General features: G+C 32.1%; 15 protein-coding genes. 1 reads left to right on the forward strand and 14 read right to left on the reverse strand.

The features are described from left to right. Positions 1 to 27: 27 nt before the first annotated feature. The 12 genes from rfbB to H600_RS0105505 all read right to left on the reverse strand — a co-directional run bounded on the left by rfbB (position 28) and on the right by H600_RS0105505 (position 12,920). On the reverse strand, positions 28 to 1,074 hold the full coding sequence (gene rfbB / locus H600_RS0105450; protein ID WP_026727847.1) for a dTDP-glucose 4,6-dehydratase: 1,047 nt from the start codon (positions 1,072 to 1,074) through the stop codon (positions 28 to 30). Between the two features lie 9 nt (positions 1,075 to 1,083). After that, positions 1,084 to 2,091: a mannose-1-phosphate guanylyltransferase gene (locus tag H600_RS0105455; RefSeq protein WP_026727848.1), complete on the reverse strand. Its 1,008-nt coding sequence runs from the start codon at positions 2,089 to 2,091 to the stop codon at positions 1,084 to 1,086. Positions 2,092 to 2,120: 29 nt separating this feature from the next. Further along, entirely contained in the window at positions 2,121 to 3,401 is a 1,281-nt protein-coding gene (locus H600_RS0105460) for a nucleotide sugar dehydrogenase (RefSeq protein WP_026727849.1), read from the reverse strand. A 283-nt stretch (positions 3,402 to 3,684) separates the two neighbouring features. Beyond that, positions 3,685 to 4,149: a UpxY family transcription antiterminator gene (locus tag H600_RS0105465; RefSeq protein ID WP_026727850.1), complete on the reverse strand. Its 465-nt coding sequence runs from the start codon at positions 4,147 to 4,149 to the stop codon at positions 3,685 to 3,687. A gap of 84 nt (positions 4,150 to 4,233) precedes the next feature. Further along, entirely contained in the window at positions 4,234 to 5,625 is a 1,392-nt protein-coding gene (locus H600_RS0105470; RefSeq protein ID WP_026727851.1) for a UDP-glucose 6-dehydrogenase, read from the reverse strand. Between the two features lie 20 nt (positions 5,626 to 5,645). Continuing rightward, the gene (locus H600_RS0105475; protein WP_026727852.1) at positions 5,646 to 6,635 is read right to left on the reverse strand and encodes an SDR family oxidoreductase; all 990 of its coding nucleotides are present in this window, start codon (positions 6,633 to 6,635) and stop codon (positions 5,646 to 5,648) included. 11 nt (positions 6,636 to 6,646) lie between these two features. Further along, positions 6,647 to 9,094, reverse strand: a complete 2,448-nt coding sequence (locus H600_RS0105480) for a polysaccharide biosynthesis tyrosine autokinase (protein ID WP_026727853.1) — start codon at positions 9,092 to 9,094, stop codon at positions 6,647 to 6,649. 22 nt (positions 9,095 to 9,116) lie between these two features. Next, complete coding sequence (locus H600_RS0105485) at positions 9,117 to 9,908, reverse strand: polysaccharide biosynthesis/export family protein (RefSeq protein ID WP_026727854.1); 792 nt, start codon at positions 9,906 to 9,908, stop codon at positions 9,117 to 9,119. 72 nt (positions 9,909 to 9,980) lie between these two features. After that, on the reverse strand, positions 9,981 to 10,601 hold the full coding sequence (gene recR / locus H600_RS0105490; protein WP_026727855.1) for a recombination mediator RecR: 621 nt from the start codon (positions 10,599 to 10,601) through the stop codon (positions 9,981 to 9,983). A gap of 151 nt (positions 10,602 to 10,752) precedes the next feature. Continuing rightward, entirely contained in the window at positions 10,753 to 11,118 is a 366-nt protein-coding gene (locus H600_RS0105495) for a CoA-binding protein (RefSeq protein WP_026727856.1), read from the reverse strand. Between the two features lie 136 nt (positions 11,119 to 11,254). Next, a complete protein-coding gene (locus H600_RS0105500; protein WP_026727857.1) occupies positions 11,255 to 11,722 on the reverse strand; it encodes a hypothetical protein in 468 nt (155 codons plus the stop codon). Positions 11,723 to 11,726: 4 nt separating this feature from the next. Beyond that, positions 11,727 to 12,920: a C10 family peptidase gene (locus H600_RS0105505; RefSeq protein WP_026727858.1), complete on the reverse strand. Its 1,194-nt coding sequence runs from the start codon at positions 12,918 to 12,920 to the stop codon at positions 11,727 to 11,729. 257 nt (positions 12,921 to 13,177) lie between these two features. On the opposite strand from H600_RS0105505, the gene H600_RS0105510 reads away from it, so the two are divergent. Then, complete coding sequence (locus H600_RS0105510; RefSeq protein ID WP_026727859.1) at positions 13,178 to 13,804, forward strand: MarC family NAAT transporter; 627 nt, start codon at positions 13,178 to 13,180, stop codon at positions 13,802 to 13,804. Between the two features lie 73 nt (positions 13,805 to 13,877). On the opposite strand, the gene ctlX is transcribed toward H600_RS0105510, so the two are convergent. Next, positions 13,878 to 14,813: a citrulline utilization hydrolase CtlX gene (gene ctlX / locus H600_RS0105515; RefSeq protein ID WP_026727860.1), complete on the reverse strand. Its 936-nt coding sequence runs from the start codon at positions 14,811 to 14,813 to the stop codon at positions 13,878 to 13,880. A 77-nt stretch (positions 14,814 to 14,890) separates the two neighbouring features. Then, on the reverse strand, positions 14,891 to 15,805 hold the full coding sequence (locus H600_RS0105520) for a dimethylarginine dimethylaminohydrolase family protein (protein WP_026727861.1): 915 nt from the start codon (positions 15,803 to 15,805) through the stop codon (positions 14,891 to 14,893). Positions 15,806 to 15,862 lie beyond the last annotated feature (57 nt).

Genomic DNA, 15,862 nt, shown 5'->3' on the forward strand with positions numbered 1-15,862 from the left:
TTATTTCGTTAAAATAAATATTTTAGATTATGAATATTGTTTTTTGTAATAATCCTTATAAGATCCTGAGGTCACATTTGTAAGCCACTCCTCATTATTCAAATACCAATTAATAGTTCTTTGCAAACCTTCCTCAAAAGTCACAGATGGCTTCCAACCTAATTCTTTATTGATTTTTGATGCATCAATCGCATAACGCAAATCATGACCAGGTCTATCTTTTACATAAGTAATTAGCTTTTCAGAAGTTCCTTTCTCTCTTTCTAATTTACCATCCATAATTTGGCATAGTAATTTAACCAAATCAATGTTTTTCCATTCATTGAAACCTCCAATATTATAGGTCTCGTGATTTTTACCTTCATGAAAAACTAAATCAATCGCAATAGCATGGTCTTCAACAAAAAGCCAATCACGAGTATAATTTCCATCTCCATAAACCGGCAAAGGTTTATTATTTATTATATTATTTATAAAAAGAGGAATTAATTTTTCTGGAAAATGATATGATCCATAATTATTTGAACAATTTGTTAAAACGTAAGGCAAGCCATAAGTTTCTCCATATGCTCTAACAAAATGATCAGAACTTGCTTTTGAAGCTGAATAAGGAGAATTAGGATCGTAAGGAGTTGTTTCTGTAAACAATCCTTCTGTTCCTAGCGAACCATAAACTTCGTCAGTACTAATATGATAAAATCTTTTTCCTTCAAAATTGCCTTTCCATTGGTTTTTAGCTGCATTCAACAAGTTCATTGTTCCAATAACATTTGTTTTTACAAATGCCAATGGATCTTCAATCGAACGATCAACGTGAGATTCAGCAGCTAAATGCAAAACACCATCAAGATTATGTAGAGAAAAAAGCTCGTTTATAAAGTTCTCGTCAACTATATCACCCTTTATAAAAGTATAATTTGGCTGGTCCTCAATATCTTTAATATTTTCAAGATTTCCTGCATAGGTTAATGCATCTAAATTAAAAATTTGATATTCTGGATAATTATTTACAAAACGTCTGACAACATGTGACCCAATAAAACCAGCGCCACCAGTGATAAGAATTTTTTTCATTTCAATTTATTAATTTAACAATTCAGAATTTTGCTTTTCCAGCTCACTGTAAATATCTTTTACGTCTTGAGAACTTTCTTTCTGCAAAATTAAATTTGCTGAATCAGTATGAACAAATATTGTGTTTTTTAAACCTAAAAAAGTAGTGTGCAAATCACACCCAATTACCATATTTCCATCTTTATCAATTGGATGTCCTTTCGATATTAAATAATCATAAACTGATTCAAATGACCCTAAATCTGACCAAGCGAATGAAGCGGGAACAACCTTAATTTTCTTGCTTCGTTCCATTACTGCATAATCGATACTAATTGAAGGAATTTCCATAGATAAATTCAAATCTAAAAACCCATCGTTACTTGCTTCCCAAACCGCTTTAGATTTTTCATAAACATCTGGTTGAAATTGTTTTAATTCATCCAGAAGTACTCCTGCTTTAAAACAAAACATTCCACTATTCCACAAAAAATTTCCTCTTGCGATGAACTCTTTTGCAGTAGTTTCGTTTGGTTTTTCACGGAATGAAATTACTTTATCTCCTTTTGATTCAATATATCCATATCCCGTTTCAGGTTTTGTTGGAATAACTCCAAATGTAACAATAAAACCATCATTTGCTTTTGAAATAGCTTCATCGATAGCATTATTGTAATTTTCCATCAAATCAATAATATGATCAGACGGCGTTACGATTAATATATCTTCTGGATCTGATGCAAAAGCTGCAAATGCAATTGCTGCCGCAGTATTTCTAGGTGTTGCTTCTACAATATTCGTGTATGAAGTTTTGGATTTATCCATTACTTTTCCACTTAAATGGTGATTATCAACATTTCCAACAACCATAACCTTATTTGCTAAATGACTATTACGATCGACAGTCATTTCAAATAAAGATTTCCCTTCAAATATTTCTAAATATTGTTTCGGCTGACTTTTACGAGAAAGAGGCCACAATCTACTGCCTACTCCACCAGTCAAAATTACATGTGTAATTGATTTTTCTGTACTCATATTTCTAAACAAAAAAAGAATCTTGGAAACTATAATCTATTATCGGCTATAGTACCCAAAACTCCTTTTATATCATAAATTAAACTCTTTTCTTTCTGTAAACTTGAAAAATTTAATTCTAAAAACTCCATATGCGAAACTCCTAGAACTATTGCATCAAATTTATTGTTTGGAATAGAGTTTAATGTTACTAAATTATATTCTTTTATTACATCATCTGCATTTGCAAGGGGATCAAATATTGTTACTAAAATCCCATATTCTTTTAAAGCTTTTACAACATCAACAATTTTGGTATTTCTGACATCTGGACAATTTTCCTTGAAAGTTATTCCAAGCATTAGCAACTCAGCGCCATTTACGGAGATACATTTCTTTATCATCAACTTCACTATTTGTGAAGCTACATACTCGCCCATACTATCATTCAAACGTCTTCCTGCTAAAATTATTTCAGGATGATATCCAAATTCTTGAGCCCTTTGTGCCAAATAGTATGGATCAACGCCAATACAATGTCCACCAACTAAACCTGGTTTGAAAGGTAAAAAATTCCACTTTGTAGATGCGGCCGCCAATACTTCTTGAGTATCAATATTCATCAAATTGAATATCTTGGCTAGTTCATTTACAAAAGCAATATTAATATCCCTTTGAGAATTCTCTATCACTTTCGCCGCCTCAGCGACTTTTATTGTTGGTGCTAAATGCGTTCCGGCCGTAATTACAGATTTATATAAGGCATCTACTTTTAAACCAATTTCCGGAGTAGATCCGGAAGTGACTTTTAAAATTTTCTCAACAGTATGCTCTTTATCTCCTGGATTTATTCTCTCCGGTGAATATCCTACGTAAAAATCAACATTTAATTTAAGACCAGATATCTTTTCTAGCACTGGAACACATTCTTCTTCTGTAACCCCTGGATAAACAGTAGATTCATAAATAACAATATCATTTTTCTTTAATACCTTCCCAACAGCTTCACTGGATTTATACAGCGGAGATAAATCTGGCTTATTATTTTTATCTACTGGTGTGGGCACTGTAATTATATAATAATTACAATTTTCAATATCTTTTAGCGATGTTGTACAATATAACCCTTTATTTATATTAAGGTTATCTACAAGAACTTCTTGCAAAATATCATCTTCAACTTCTAAAGTAGTGTCTGTTCCAGATTTTAAAGAATTAACTCTTGATTCATTAATATCCAAACCTATAACTAAATATTTTGTAGCAAATAAACGAGCCAAAGGAAGCCCAACATAACCTAAACCAATAACTGCAATTTTAATATTTTCCAATTCTAATTAATTTATTCTGTTGTTAAAATTTACGGCTTCGCCGTTCCGAGTCCCAACACTTGGCCTCAGTTACTAATTCAATCTTTTTCGGCAAATATAAGACAATAAGTCAATTTATTCAATACGGTTTCCCGTAATACTAATAAAACAAAAAATAAGAAAATTTTTAAAAGCGTCAACTAGTTATTTATCAGCCTGTAAAAAATTACTCTATAAAAAAAACAGAAAATAAAATCTCTAATTCGAGTATTTTTATCTTCTGTTTAATACTTTTTAAGCAAAATTATTTATATTTTATCTTAAGAACACAGCCCATAGACTCCAAAACCAAGATATAATGTGTTTTTGAAACTTCCTGAACTATTGCATCTTGATTACTGAAAGCACCAGATTCTAATTTTATCCTGTCGCCAACTTGAATTGACGACACTGTAATATCACTTACATTTGATGCTTTAAGGCTAGATTTTATTATACTTATTTCCTCATCGCGAACAACAGCTGGCTTCCCAAGCCAGAATAAATACCTTACAACACCAGGAATATTAAATACAGTATTTCTATCTATTTCTGAAAGCTGCACAAATACATATGAATTAAATAATGGTATTTCAACCTTCTTCTTTCTATCAGACCATTGCTTGATCTGCGTTATCAAAGGGCAATAACATTCAACACCTATTTGCGTAAGTCGTTCAGCGACCTTCTTTTCCCACTTGGGCTTTGTATAAAGCACGTACCAATTCATAACTCTAATTTATTGAAATAAAATCTGCAACATTATCTCCATCATTAAATTTATATTAAATTTTATTTCAATAGCAACCTATAATTAGGAACCAATTCCTTTATAAATAAACCCAATAGATTCAAGTTCTTTGGGATTCAATATATTTCTTCCATCAAATAAAAATGCAGGTTTATGCATAGAATCAAATATTTTTTGCCAGTCATAAGCAGCAAACTCATCCCATTCTGTCAAGACAGAAATCGCATGCGCTCCTTTGCAAGCCTCATAAGGATCATTAAACACTGCAACTGCTTTATTGTTTTCTTCGCTTGATCTTGTTTGTAAATAATCTAAATCGCTTAGCATTTTACTCTCCGAGACTTTAGGATCATATACTGAAATGCGGGCTTGCTCATTAATTAAGTCATCTGCAACATAAATTGCTGCTGATTCTCTAGTATCATTTGTATCTTTTTTGAAAGCCCATCCTAAAAATGTTATCTTTTTATCTGCAACCGTATTGTACAAAGTCTGAACGATCTTATTAGAAAATCTTCTTTTTTGATGATCATTCATTATAATAACTTGTTCCCAATAATCAGCCACCTCATTTAATCCGTATGATTTTGCAATATAAACTAAATTCAAAATATCTTTTTGAAAACAAGATCCACCAAAACCGACCGAGGCCTTCAAGAACTTTGGCCCAATTCTACTGTCCATTCCAATAGCTCTTGCTACTTCATTTACATCGGCACCGGTTTTTTCACACAATTCAGACATTGCATTTATCGAAGATATACGTTGCGCCAAAAATGCATTTGCAGTAAGCTTAGACAATTCAGAAGACCAAACATTCGTTGTCAAAATCTTATCTTTATCAACCCAGTTCGCATACACTTCAACCAACGCATTAATAGCATCTTCACCCTCAGGCGTTGTGTCTCCTCCTATTAAGATTCGGTCTGGATTTAACAAATCGGTCACAGCAGTTCCTTCAGCTAAAAATTCTGGATTTGATAAAATTTGAAATTGCACGCCATTTCCAGTATTATCCAAAATGCTTTTTATGGCTTCTGCTGTCCTTACAGGCAAAGTAGATTTTTCTACAACGATTTTATTTTCTTTTGCAACTTTTGCAATTTGTCTAGCACATAACTCAATATATTTTAAATCAGCCGCCATACCTTTTCCTTTGCCATAGGTTTTGGTTGGGGTATTAACCGATATGAAAATCACTTGAGCCTCATCAATTGCTTTTTCAACATCCGTTGAAAAGAAAAGATTTCTTCCTCTTGCTTCAGCTACAATTTCTGCCAATCCAGGCTCATAAATTGGAATATTATCTGTATTTGGATCATTCCAATCTTTAATTCTTTGTTCGTTCAAATCGACAACGGTCACTTGAATATGAGGACATTTTTGAGCAATTACTGCCATTGTTGGACCTCCAACATAACCAGCGCCAATGCAACAAATTTTTGTAATTTTCATTTATTATGCTATTTCTTAGTCTATTTTTCTTTTAAATTATCCCAATACCAGCTTACAGCTTCTTTCAAACCATCTTGCAAGGAATATTTAGGATTATAACCCAATATATTTTTAGCTTTATCAATGCTTGCCAATGAATGAGGAATATCACCTATCCTATTTTCTCCATAGACAATTTCGACATCAGCAATTTTTGAATCAAATTCCGAAAGATATTTTTTTAAATACGCTATCAAATCATTCAACGTATTGCGTTCTCCAAATGCCGTATTATAAATGGTATTTACTGCACCCTCATTTTGGCTCTTCATTGCCAATTCATTCATCTGAATTACATTTTCAATATAGGTAAAGTCTCTTGAATAATTTCCATCACCATTTACTACAGGGCTTTCATATTTCATCAATTGCATAACAAATTTTGGAATAACAGCAGCATAAGCTCCTTTTGGGTCTTGTCGTCTTCCAAAAACATTAAAATAACGCAACCCAATAGTTTCCAACCCATATGTTCTGCTAAAAATTTCTGCATACAACTCATTAACATATTTTGTAATTGCATAAGGAGATAGTGGCTTACCTATAACATCTTCAACTTTTGGCAGTCCAATAGAATCTCCATATGTCGAAGAGCTTGCTGCATACACAAAACGTTTCACTTTTTCATCTCTTGAAGCTACAAGCATATTAAGAAATCCTGAAACATTTACATCATTTGTTGTAACGGGATCATTTATTGATCGCGGAACAGAACCTAAAGCCGCTTGATGCAAAACATAATCAACACCCTTAACCGCTAAATTACAATCATCAATATTTCTAATATCTCCTTCAATTAATTTAAAATTTGGATTTTCAATAAAACCATCCAAATTATGTTGATGACCTGTTGAAAAATTATCCAAGCAAACTACTTTATTACCAAGACCCAGAAAATATTCGCACAAATTCGAACCAATAAAGCCTGCGCCACCAGTAATTAAAATCGTATTTTGAACAAATCCTTCCATTTAAATCAAATTTATTTTTTCATCAATTTATTAAAAAACCTTTTTACTGATTTTGGCTTTTTCTCTTCGTCAAGATATCCATTTGAATAATCGCCATACCCATATCCGTACCCATATCCAGAACCGTATTTTGCTTTATTCTCGTAACCATTCAAAACTATACTAGCGTTACTCAACTCACCCCTCTTAACTCTAGTGTTCAACAACGTAATCATATCCTTTTTAGTATAGTTTTGTCTTACAATATACAAAGTTACATCGGCATATTGAGACAATTCCAAGGCATCAGAAACCAAGCCAACTGGAGGAGTATCTAAAATTATATAATCATATTTCTGTTTTAATTCCTCAATTAATTCCTTCATAGCATCACTCAAGATTAATTCAGATGGATTTGGTGGAATTGGCCCCGAAAGTATAACATCTAGATTTGCGATTTTTGTCGAATTAGTAATTTGCTCTAAATTATTCTGCTTAATCAAATAATTCACAACTCCCGTTTGATTTGTTAAGTTAAACTCATCTGCCAATCTTGGTTTTCGCAAGTCCAAACCTACAATAACAGTTTTCTTTTCACTTAAAGCAAAAACTGTCGCAATGTTTATTGAGCAAAATGTTTTTCCTTCTCCACTTATTGACGAAGTAATCATTAATGTTTTTGAACCACTTACTTGTTGTTTTTTGTATAAAAACTGGAGGGAAGAACGAATTGCCCTAAATGACTCAGAAAGGGCAGATTTTGGCTTATCAAAAACAGCAAGATTAACACCATCTTTATTTACTCCAACTACTCCAATTATTGGTATTTGACTTAATTTAGAAACGTCTTCAGTATTTTGAACAGAATTATTAATAAAGAAAAGAGCAAATACAAACAATAATGGAATTAGAATACCTAAAAACAAAGCCAATATATAATTCACAGAAGTTTTTGGCCCAACCAATCCTCCTCCAATATCTTTCGCCGGATCAATAAAATGAATATCCGATAAGTTAGAAGCTTTTACAATTTCTGCCTCATTTCGTTTCTGCAGAAATGTTGTATAAATATTATCATTGAGATCATATTTTCTTTGGATTTTCAGCAATTCCTGTTGCTCTTCCGGCAATCTTTTAACTGTATTTTCAGCTTCACCAATTTTAGCATTTATCAATGACAAATCATATAATAAAGATTCTTTTGCAGAAGCAATATTTTCAATCAAAACATTTTTTACTGCCTGCATCTGATTATCAAAATCTTTAAATATCTTATCACTTTTTACTGCGTAAGCCATTTCTGATCTTTGTGTAGAAAGTGCAATTAATTTAGAAATATTTGTAACAATATTAGGATCGTCAATTCCGGCTACAGAAGGAGCTGGCAATCTGGAGTAATCTACACTATTATTTAAATATGCTTTCAGTGAATTATAATAGGTAATTTTTCTGGTAATGTGATCTCTTTCAACATCAAAACCCATTATTTTATCAGAGAACTTAGCACCACCGCCCTCTATTTCATATATATTTTTATCTTTTCTAAATGACTTCAACTCATTACCAGTTTGCTTCAATTGCGACTCCATCGCAACAAGCGTACTGTCAATAAATTTAATAGTATTCGTCGCAAATTGATTTTTGCCATCCAATTGAATTTTAATCAACATTTTGACAGTTGAGTTCAAATATTCAACAAGCCTAGCCTTGTTTGTACCCTGCATTCCTAAAGTCAATATCGAACCACCTTTATCGTCAGAGCTAACATTTATACCTTTATATCTAGAAACTGTTCCGTCGAAATCATTAAACTTAACAAAATACTCGTTTCCTTCATACAAACCTGGATTATCTTTGATTTGCAGTTTCCAATTCAAAAATGGCAATGAAACTTGCTCCCCAACCTTATATCTTTTTATGAATTCTACCGGCTGAACCGCAGTATTAGAATATGAATTTTCTGCATAATTAATTAACGAAACTGAGTTACTTTCGAATGGTATACGCACTTCATATACATTTGCACTGATAAACTTAATTTTAATCAACGTACTAGCTAACTGACCTCTTGACTTATCAATATCAACATAAAAGGGAACAGCACCATATGAGTCAATTAAATTATATTTACCCATTGTAAGATAATCTATATAATACTCTAGCTTACTAACTACCAATTCATTATGAGATCTTGACTGCAATATGGTAGTAATTCCGTTTACCTGATCTGAAATCCCACCCCAGTTAAAAACCAAACTTGTATTTGAAGTGAAAAATGGATTACTTTCTTCCTTAATCGAAATTAAGGTTTGCATACCATAAATCTTTTCCTTGCGTATATTTACTTGGTAAGCAATAGTAAATGCGATTATCAAACTTACCAAAAACCATTTCCAATAGCTGAGAATTTTAAGCAACAAACCTTTAAAATCAAAACTGGACTGATTTTCAAAAATCGAAAAATCTTTTATATCTAACATTTTCTGAATCTAGCTTTGATAGTTATTTTATAATTAAATATACCGTTGTTGCCAGTGACAATAACGTAATAATCGTACCAATTGACTGTATTCCTGTTTGTCCAGTTCCCCAAGTTTTTTGACGAAGTGGCTTAACATAAATATAATCGTTTGGTTGCAAATAATAGTATGGTGATTTCATCACATTTACGTCGGTAAGATCAATTTCATTCATTTGCACACCTGTCGGCGTTTGACGAATTATTGTAACTGCTTTTCTGTTTCCTACTGTTGTAATATCTCCGGCATTTGCAACTGCTTCCATAATGTTCACATGTTCTTGAAACAGTGTTTTTGTTCCAGTACTTCCAACCTCACCATTTATTGTATATCTAAAACCAGCTAATTTAACTGTAACGAAAATATTTGCATCTGTTTTAAAATATTCTTCAAGTAATTTTTTTTCAATTATCACTCGAACTTCTTCCAAGGTATAGCCGATAACATTTATTTCGCCTAAAATCGGGATTCTTATATTTCCATGATCGTCAACTGTAAATCCATCAAAATACAAAGCGGCTTCTGATTTTCCTGTTGTTCCAGATGTACTTTCTGTTTTATTAAAAATTGTAACAAGCTTAGGATCAATAGCCTTTAAACTAACACTCAAAACATCATTAACTTGTAATCTATAAGGTTTTGTTTCGACTGCAGAAACAGTATTTTGATCTGTCGAAGTATTTTTATCCTGCAGATATACCAAATCTTTTATAGGAATGCACGAAGTAAAAAGAATACTCGTCAGCAACAGAATATAAAAGCTATTTTTTGTCATTGTTAAAATTTTATCGCAAATATAGCTTTTCCATTAATTCTCAGAAAATCTATATTTTATTTGGGGTTTAGTTTAATTATTTTTGAATGTTTTTTCAAAAGGAACACGATGCAAGATACTTCTTCCTAGTGTAACTTCATCTGCGTATTCCAATTCATCTCCTACTGATATTCCTCTGGCAATTGTAGAAATTATAATTTGAGATTCTGCAATTTGTTTATAGATATAAAAATTAGTAGTATCTCCTTCCATAGTTGAGCTAAGTGCAAAAATGATTTCCACCACTTTACCCGATTTGACTTTTTCAACCAAACTAGAAATATTTAATTGGTTGGGGCCAACACCTTCAATTGGAGAAATTTTTCCACCTAGAACATGATAAATTCCTTTATACTGACCTGTATTTTCGATCGCCATGACATCTCGAATATCTTCAACTACACAAATAGTCTGATGATTTCTTGAGTTATTAGCACAAATTTCACAGATTTTTGTATCTGAAATATTATGACAATTTTCACAAAATTTAATCTCCTCTCGCATATTTAATAAAGCTTGAGAAAGAAACGCAGTTTGTTCCTTCGGTTGCTTTAACAAATGAAGAACTAACCGAAGCGCCGTACGCTTACCAATACCAGGCAATTGCGACATTTCGTTAACCGCTTTTTCTATTAATTTTGATGAAAATTCCATGACGACAAAAGTAACATTTTTAACGGTATCAGCGCCTTTCAAACAATTAAATTCAATTTTAAAACAAATGAGAATTAATCTTGTTTCTAACTGCCTATAAAAACAAAACTTTCCAATAGGATTGGAAAGTTTTAAAAACGTTTTTTTTCAATTAATATTGGTTTGTTGCCAATAACACTAACGTGCAAGCAACTTCAACTTCAATATTATTCAATTCTAATAACTGATATAATTCAGGATTTTCAGTTCCGGGATTAAAAATAACTCGTTTTGGCTGTGCTTCAATAATGTAATTGTAATAATCACGCTGACGCGCCGGATTTAAATACAAAGTTACTGTATCAATATTTTTAACCGGAATTGCTTTGGTGTGAATTTTTACACCTGCAACTTCTCCCGTATTTTGACCAATTGCTAAAACGGTGTGCCCTTTTTGAGTAAGCATATTTATCGCCCTAAATGCATAACGATCAGGTTTTGTCGTTGCACCAAGCAACAAAGTTTTTTTATTTTTCATCTTTTTAAAATATTCTACAAAAATAGCTAAAAAGAATGAGCTTAGCTTGCCTTATAAATGCAGAATATTGACTCTAAAAAATTAACATCAAAAAAAGTCAAGCTTTAAGCTTGACTTTTTCTCAATATTTCTTAACTCATTTTACAAGAGTATAAACATATTTCTTATTATAGCCATCTAAAATCAGCTCGTTATTAAGCCAAACTTTATCAACTCCTGTATAACAGTGGCGTGTATCAAAAGTAGATTGCAAAGTATCTGCATGCTTTTCATCCCATTGAATATAAGTTACGGTCTTTTTATTTAAGTCAGAACTATTTAGAGGTATTGTAATCTGATATTTATTTGTTATCATATTTTTAAAAATAGCTCTGAAATCTGGATTTAGTCCCTGCTCTTTGACTTCCCCATTTATCTCATAAAACAATCTGATTTTAGACACATCAAAACCATTTGGAATTTCAGGATCTAGCAAATCCTCACCCTTAGCATTTAAAACAGAAAAACTCATGGATGTATCATAATTAAAACATAAAATATCTTCGTCTTTGCTATCACATGCAAAAAAAAATATTGCGATTAAAAACATTAATGCTTTTTTCATGATTTTAAGGTTTAATGTTATATATCATTTTTGTATTTGAATTATAATTAGTGGCTCCTGGATTAAAATTATTAAATGCAAAGTAATCATTACCGTCACCTCCCCAGCCCCAATTCATATGAAAATACAAATAAGAAACTCCTGTACAATCATTAAAATCATATTTAACACTCTTATAACCATCACAAACCCACATATGCCCGCTACTGGAATTACTTCCGCTCAAGATAACAGGCATTCCAGCTATGATATTATTTTTCACCACTTGATAATCATAATTAGCCCAATCAGCTGAAGAATATTTAAATTGAGTTTTCAAAACGGTTCCCATATTAGCAGAGGCACTTACTCCCGTTGAACCACAACTATAGACAGGCTGTCCAGGATAGACATTACGAATTGCATTATGAATATCTAAAATAAAATTTGCAGAAGTAAGAGATGCTGAGTTTGTAGGCATAGCTGACCAATCATAATTTGCAGGATATTGATAATATCTCATAACTTGTGCCATGGCAACAGGAACACAACCCGCTATAACTTGTGTACTATAACCACTACAGTTTATGTAGGGCAATTGATAATTATAAAGATTCCCCTGTTCCCATGTAGAACTTAAATATGGTCCTTGTGTCACTGTTTCAACATGCTCATAACACTTGTCTGGAGGAACCTTTCCAAATAAACCTTGATCAACAAAAATATTCTTAACTTGCCTCCACGCTAATTTATGTTCTTCCGTTTGTTTTAAGTTCGAATTCTGTATATCAGTAATTTGATTTTCAGAACTTTCCATCCAATCTTTCAAACCTTCTGAGTAAACACTTTCATTAAGTAAAAATTTACCATCTTCTGAAAATGCAATTATTGGTTGCATTCTATTGTCAGACGATAAAATTATATATCCACCCCCGACATAGTTTATGACATAAAATACTGTTTTCCCTTTTTTATTCGTGACTTCATTTATACCTTGTATTGCCTTTTTTTCAATCCCAAAAGAATTCGTCTTCCTAGTCTGTGATTCTGCTTGTTTTTTAAACGAAACGTCTTTAGCAATTTCCTTAGCTTGCGCTAACCCCACAAAATTTTCTTGAGATACTTGGCTTGAATTATCTGATTCGTTATCCTTTGAGCAGGAAAATAAAAAAAGTAAACTCAAAATAAAAATCCATTTGTTTCTTTTTAATTGTTTCATAATTATGGTTTTAAAATTAGTAGCTTTAAAATAAACACTTCAAAACCACTAAGCTTGCTACAATAAGCCACAATAACACAACTATAAGGCAACTGTTGTTTTTGACAGAACAAAGCCAATGACTTTCAAAACAAGATAACCCAGAATAATTATTGTAATAGATATCAAATTAATTTTACTTTTTCAAAAAACAGACTTAAAAAAATAAATTTCAAACCTTAAAATTTAACTACTTTTACTTGACTAATCAAAACTTTATGGATCTATTCATTTATTTATTTGCCGCACTTTTTTCAGTATTAAACCCTATCGGAACTGTTCCTATTTTTGTTGGCTTAACACAACATGACTCTCAAAAAGAACGTTCCAGAATTTCACTCTGGACTGCCATAAATGTTGGTATAATTTTATTGGTTTCTTATTTTATCGGACAATATGTTTTGAGCTTCTTTGGAATTAGTATCGATGCTTTAAGAATTGCCGGAGGAATTGTAATCGTAAATTCAGGCTTCTCATTACTTTCTGGAAAATTCAACAAAAAACGAGGAATCAACAAAAAGATTGAAAATGAAGCACAACAAAGAAACGACATAGCATTAACACCACTAGCAATACCAATGCTTGCTGGCCCAGGATCAATGTCATTGTTAATTGCTTTTTATCAGGAACATCATCAAATGGAGGAAATTATTTTTTCTTGCCTTGCTATTTTAGCTATTTCGGTTGTCATTTTTGCAATTCTAAAAAGCGCTCATTACTTAGCAAGAATACTTGGAGCTTCCGGAATTGTAGCCATTTCAAGAATTGTTGGCTTTATTGTAATTTCTATCGGAATTCAATATATCGTAAGTTCGATTGTAAATATCATAAAAGGGAATTTTTAATATCATCAGAAAAACAAAAAAGGGATAACGCTTAAAGTTTTATCCCTTTTTTATTTTTATTAAAATGCTAATTCTAGCTTCTTGGCAAAAACACTTCAGCCATCATGCATCTTGCACTTCCGCCGCCGCAAGCTTCAATCGTATCTAAACTTGAGCTCAAAATTTCAGCATGTTTTTCTAATTGTGTAATTTGTTTTGGAGTTAGACTCTGATGTGCAGAAGCACTCATAACAATATATTTTTTATCATTTGTCCCTCGAACTTCCAACATATTTCCTGCAAAATTATTTACCTGGTCTTCTGTAATTAAAATGATTTCTTTTTTGTCATCTTTCAAATTATCCAAAACCATTTTACGTTCTTTTTTATCATCAATGCAATCTGCACAAATAACAGCAAAAGTTTCGCCAAGGCACATCATCACATTTGTGTGATAAATCAATTTTCGTTCTCCATCAACAGTTTGAAAAGCTTCAAAAATTACTGGGGCATAATCAAAATCTTCACAGAATTCAATAAATAACTCTTCATCTGCACGTGGCGATAATGCGCAATATGCCTTTGCATTGGCACGATCTAAAAGCAAGCTTCCTGTTCCTTCTAAAAAATAGCCATCATCTTCCGCAGATGTATAATCCATTATATTAGAAATTTCAAAACCTTTCTCTTCTAACGTGTCCAAGATATCTTCACGACGTTCTTGACGTCTGTTTTCGGCAAACATTGGATAAAGCGCTACATCTCCATTTTCATGAAATGAAACCCAATTATTTGGAAAAATACTGTCCGGAGTATCTGTTTCCAATGTATCTTCAACAACTGTTACATCAACTCCTACCGCACGAAGTTTTTCTACGAAAGCATCAAATTCTTGCTGTGCTTTAGCATTTACAGTACTTGGCAAAAGCCCGTCTAATACTTTTTGGTAATAATTATTTACTGCGGTCTGCTCATTCATTCTGAATGCAACTGGCCGAATCATCACGATTGCATTAGTTGTTTGTTTCATGATTTTATATTTTTTTTGTTTCAGGTTTCACGTCTCAAGTTTTATAAAATGTGAAACGTGAAACTAAAAAACTATTTTTAATCTCTAATTAATGGAAGTGTTGAACATCTCAACAATCCTTCTTGTTTTGCAATTTCAGCGTACGGAATTTCTTCAACAGTAAAACCATTTGCACGAAGCCAGTTATTTAAACGAGTGAAATTTTTCTCAGAAACCACAACATTTTTATCAATAGAAAATACATTTGAAAACATATTGTACATTTCATTTCTTTCGATATGAAATAAATTTTCTTTTCCAAAAAGATTCACCAAATACAAATAATCAGCTTCTTCGCGAAAACCTCTTTTGTAGATAATTCCTTTATTTTCGCCTACTGGCTGAAAACAGCAATCTAAGTGCAATGCATTATCTCTGGCTTCCAATTTAGACTTTACCAAATCAAATTCTTTTACAATTTTATTTGGAAACAGTTCTTTAATAAAATTAACGCCATGCATATTGGTTCTTGCAGTAATATAATCTTTATAATCACTGCCTTTGTAAGTTCCTATAAAAATATGGTCGTTCCAAAGCATTACATCTCCTCCTTCTATATGAACTTCTTCAGGCGGACGCACCACTTTTAATGGATCAATTTGATCTATTACATATTGAATAGCATCCAATTCTCTCTCTCTGTCTGGAAGAATATTTGATTTTACAAAAACATTATCAATTACAAACCCAATATCTCTAGCAAATATTTGATTATAATTTTCAATCATTTCCGGACGATAAACAGTTACATCATATTTCTGAAAAACGGCATTAAAAGCATCCATTTCAGCAACCATATCTTTTTCTACAGGATAAGTTCCTGCTTTAATATGTTCCAATGACTTAGGATCATAAGCCTCCTCCAGTGTTGGAGTCGGCCCATTATGAACAGCAGAACCCAAAACTACGGCGCGAAGCCGCGATGTTTCGTTCTTTACATTTAATTGCAACATAACTATATTATATTTTGAGCAAATATAAAAAAAGCTTCACAGTTAAGTGAAGCTTTC

This window comes from Flavobacterium denitrificans DSM 15936 (assembly GCF_000425445.1).
GTDB lineage: Bacteria > Bacteroidota > Bacteroidia > Flavobacteriales > Flavobacteriaceae > Flavobacterium > Flavobacterium denitrificans.

Excerpts from the sequence above, each read along its gene's own strand:
- H600_RS0105485 (WP_026727854.1), bottom strand. The coding sequence starts at position 9,908 with ATGACAAAAAATAGCTTTTATATTCTGTTGCTGACGAGTATTCTTTTT.
- H600_RS0105495 (WP_026727856.1), bottom strand. The coding sequence starts at position 11,118 with ATGAAAAATAAAAAAACTTTGTTGCTTGGTGCAACGACAAAACCTGAT.
- recR (WP_026727855.1), bottom strand. The coding sequence starts at position 10,601 with ATGGAATTTTCATCAAAATTAATAGAAAAAGCGGTTAACGAAATGTCG.
- H600_RS0105475 (WP_026727852.1), bottom strand. The coding sequence starts at position 6,635 with ATGGAAGGATTTGTTCAAAATACGATTTTAATTACTGGTGGCGCAGGC.
- ctlX (WP_026727860.1), bottom strand. The coding sequence starts at position 14,813 with ATGAAACAAACAACTAATGCAATCGTGATGATTCGGCCAGTTGCATTC.
- H600_RS0105470 (WP_026727851.1), bottom strand. The coding sequence starts at position 5,625 with ATGAAAATTACAAAAATTTGTTGCATTGGCGCTGGTTATGTTGGAGGT.
- rfbB (WP_026727847.1), bottom strand. The coding sequence starts at position 1,074 with ATGAAAAAAATTCTTATCACTGGTGGCGCTGGTTTTATTGGGTCACAT.
- H600_RS0105505 (WP_026727858.1), bottom strand. The coding sequence starts at position 12,920 with ATGAAACAATTAAAAAGAAACAAATGGATTTTTATTTTGAGTTTACTT.
- H600_RS0105510 (WP_026727859.1), top strand. The coding sequence starts at position 13,178 with ATGGATCTATTCATTTATTTATTTGCCGCACTTTTTTCAGTATTAAAC.
- H600_RS0105500 (WP_026727857.1), bottom strand. The coding sequence starts at position 11,722 with ATGAAAAAAGCATTAATGTTTTTAATCGCAATATTTTTTTTTGCATGT.
- H600_RS0105465 (WP_026727850.1), bottom strand. The coding sequence starts at position 4,149 with ATGAATTGGTACGTGCTTTATACAAAGCCCAAGTGGGAAAAGAAGGTC.
- H600_RS0105455 (WP_026727848.1), bottom strand. The coding sequence starts at position 2,091 with ATGAGTACAGAAAAATCAATTACACATGTAATTTTGACTGGTGGAGTA.
- H600_RS0105480 (WP_026727853.1), bottom strand. The coding sequence starts at position 9,094 with ATGTTAGATATAAAAGATTTTTCGATTTTTGAAAATCAGTCCAGTTTT.
- H600_RS0105520 (WP_026727861.1), bottom strand. The coding sequence starts at position 15,805 with ATGTTGCAATTAAATGTAAAGAACGAAACATCGCGGCTTCGCGCCGTA.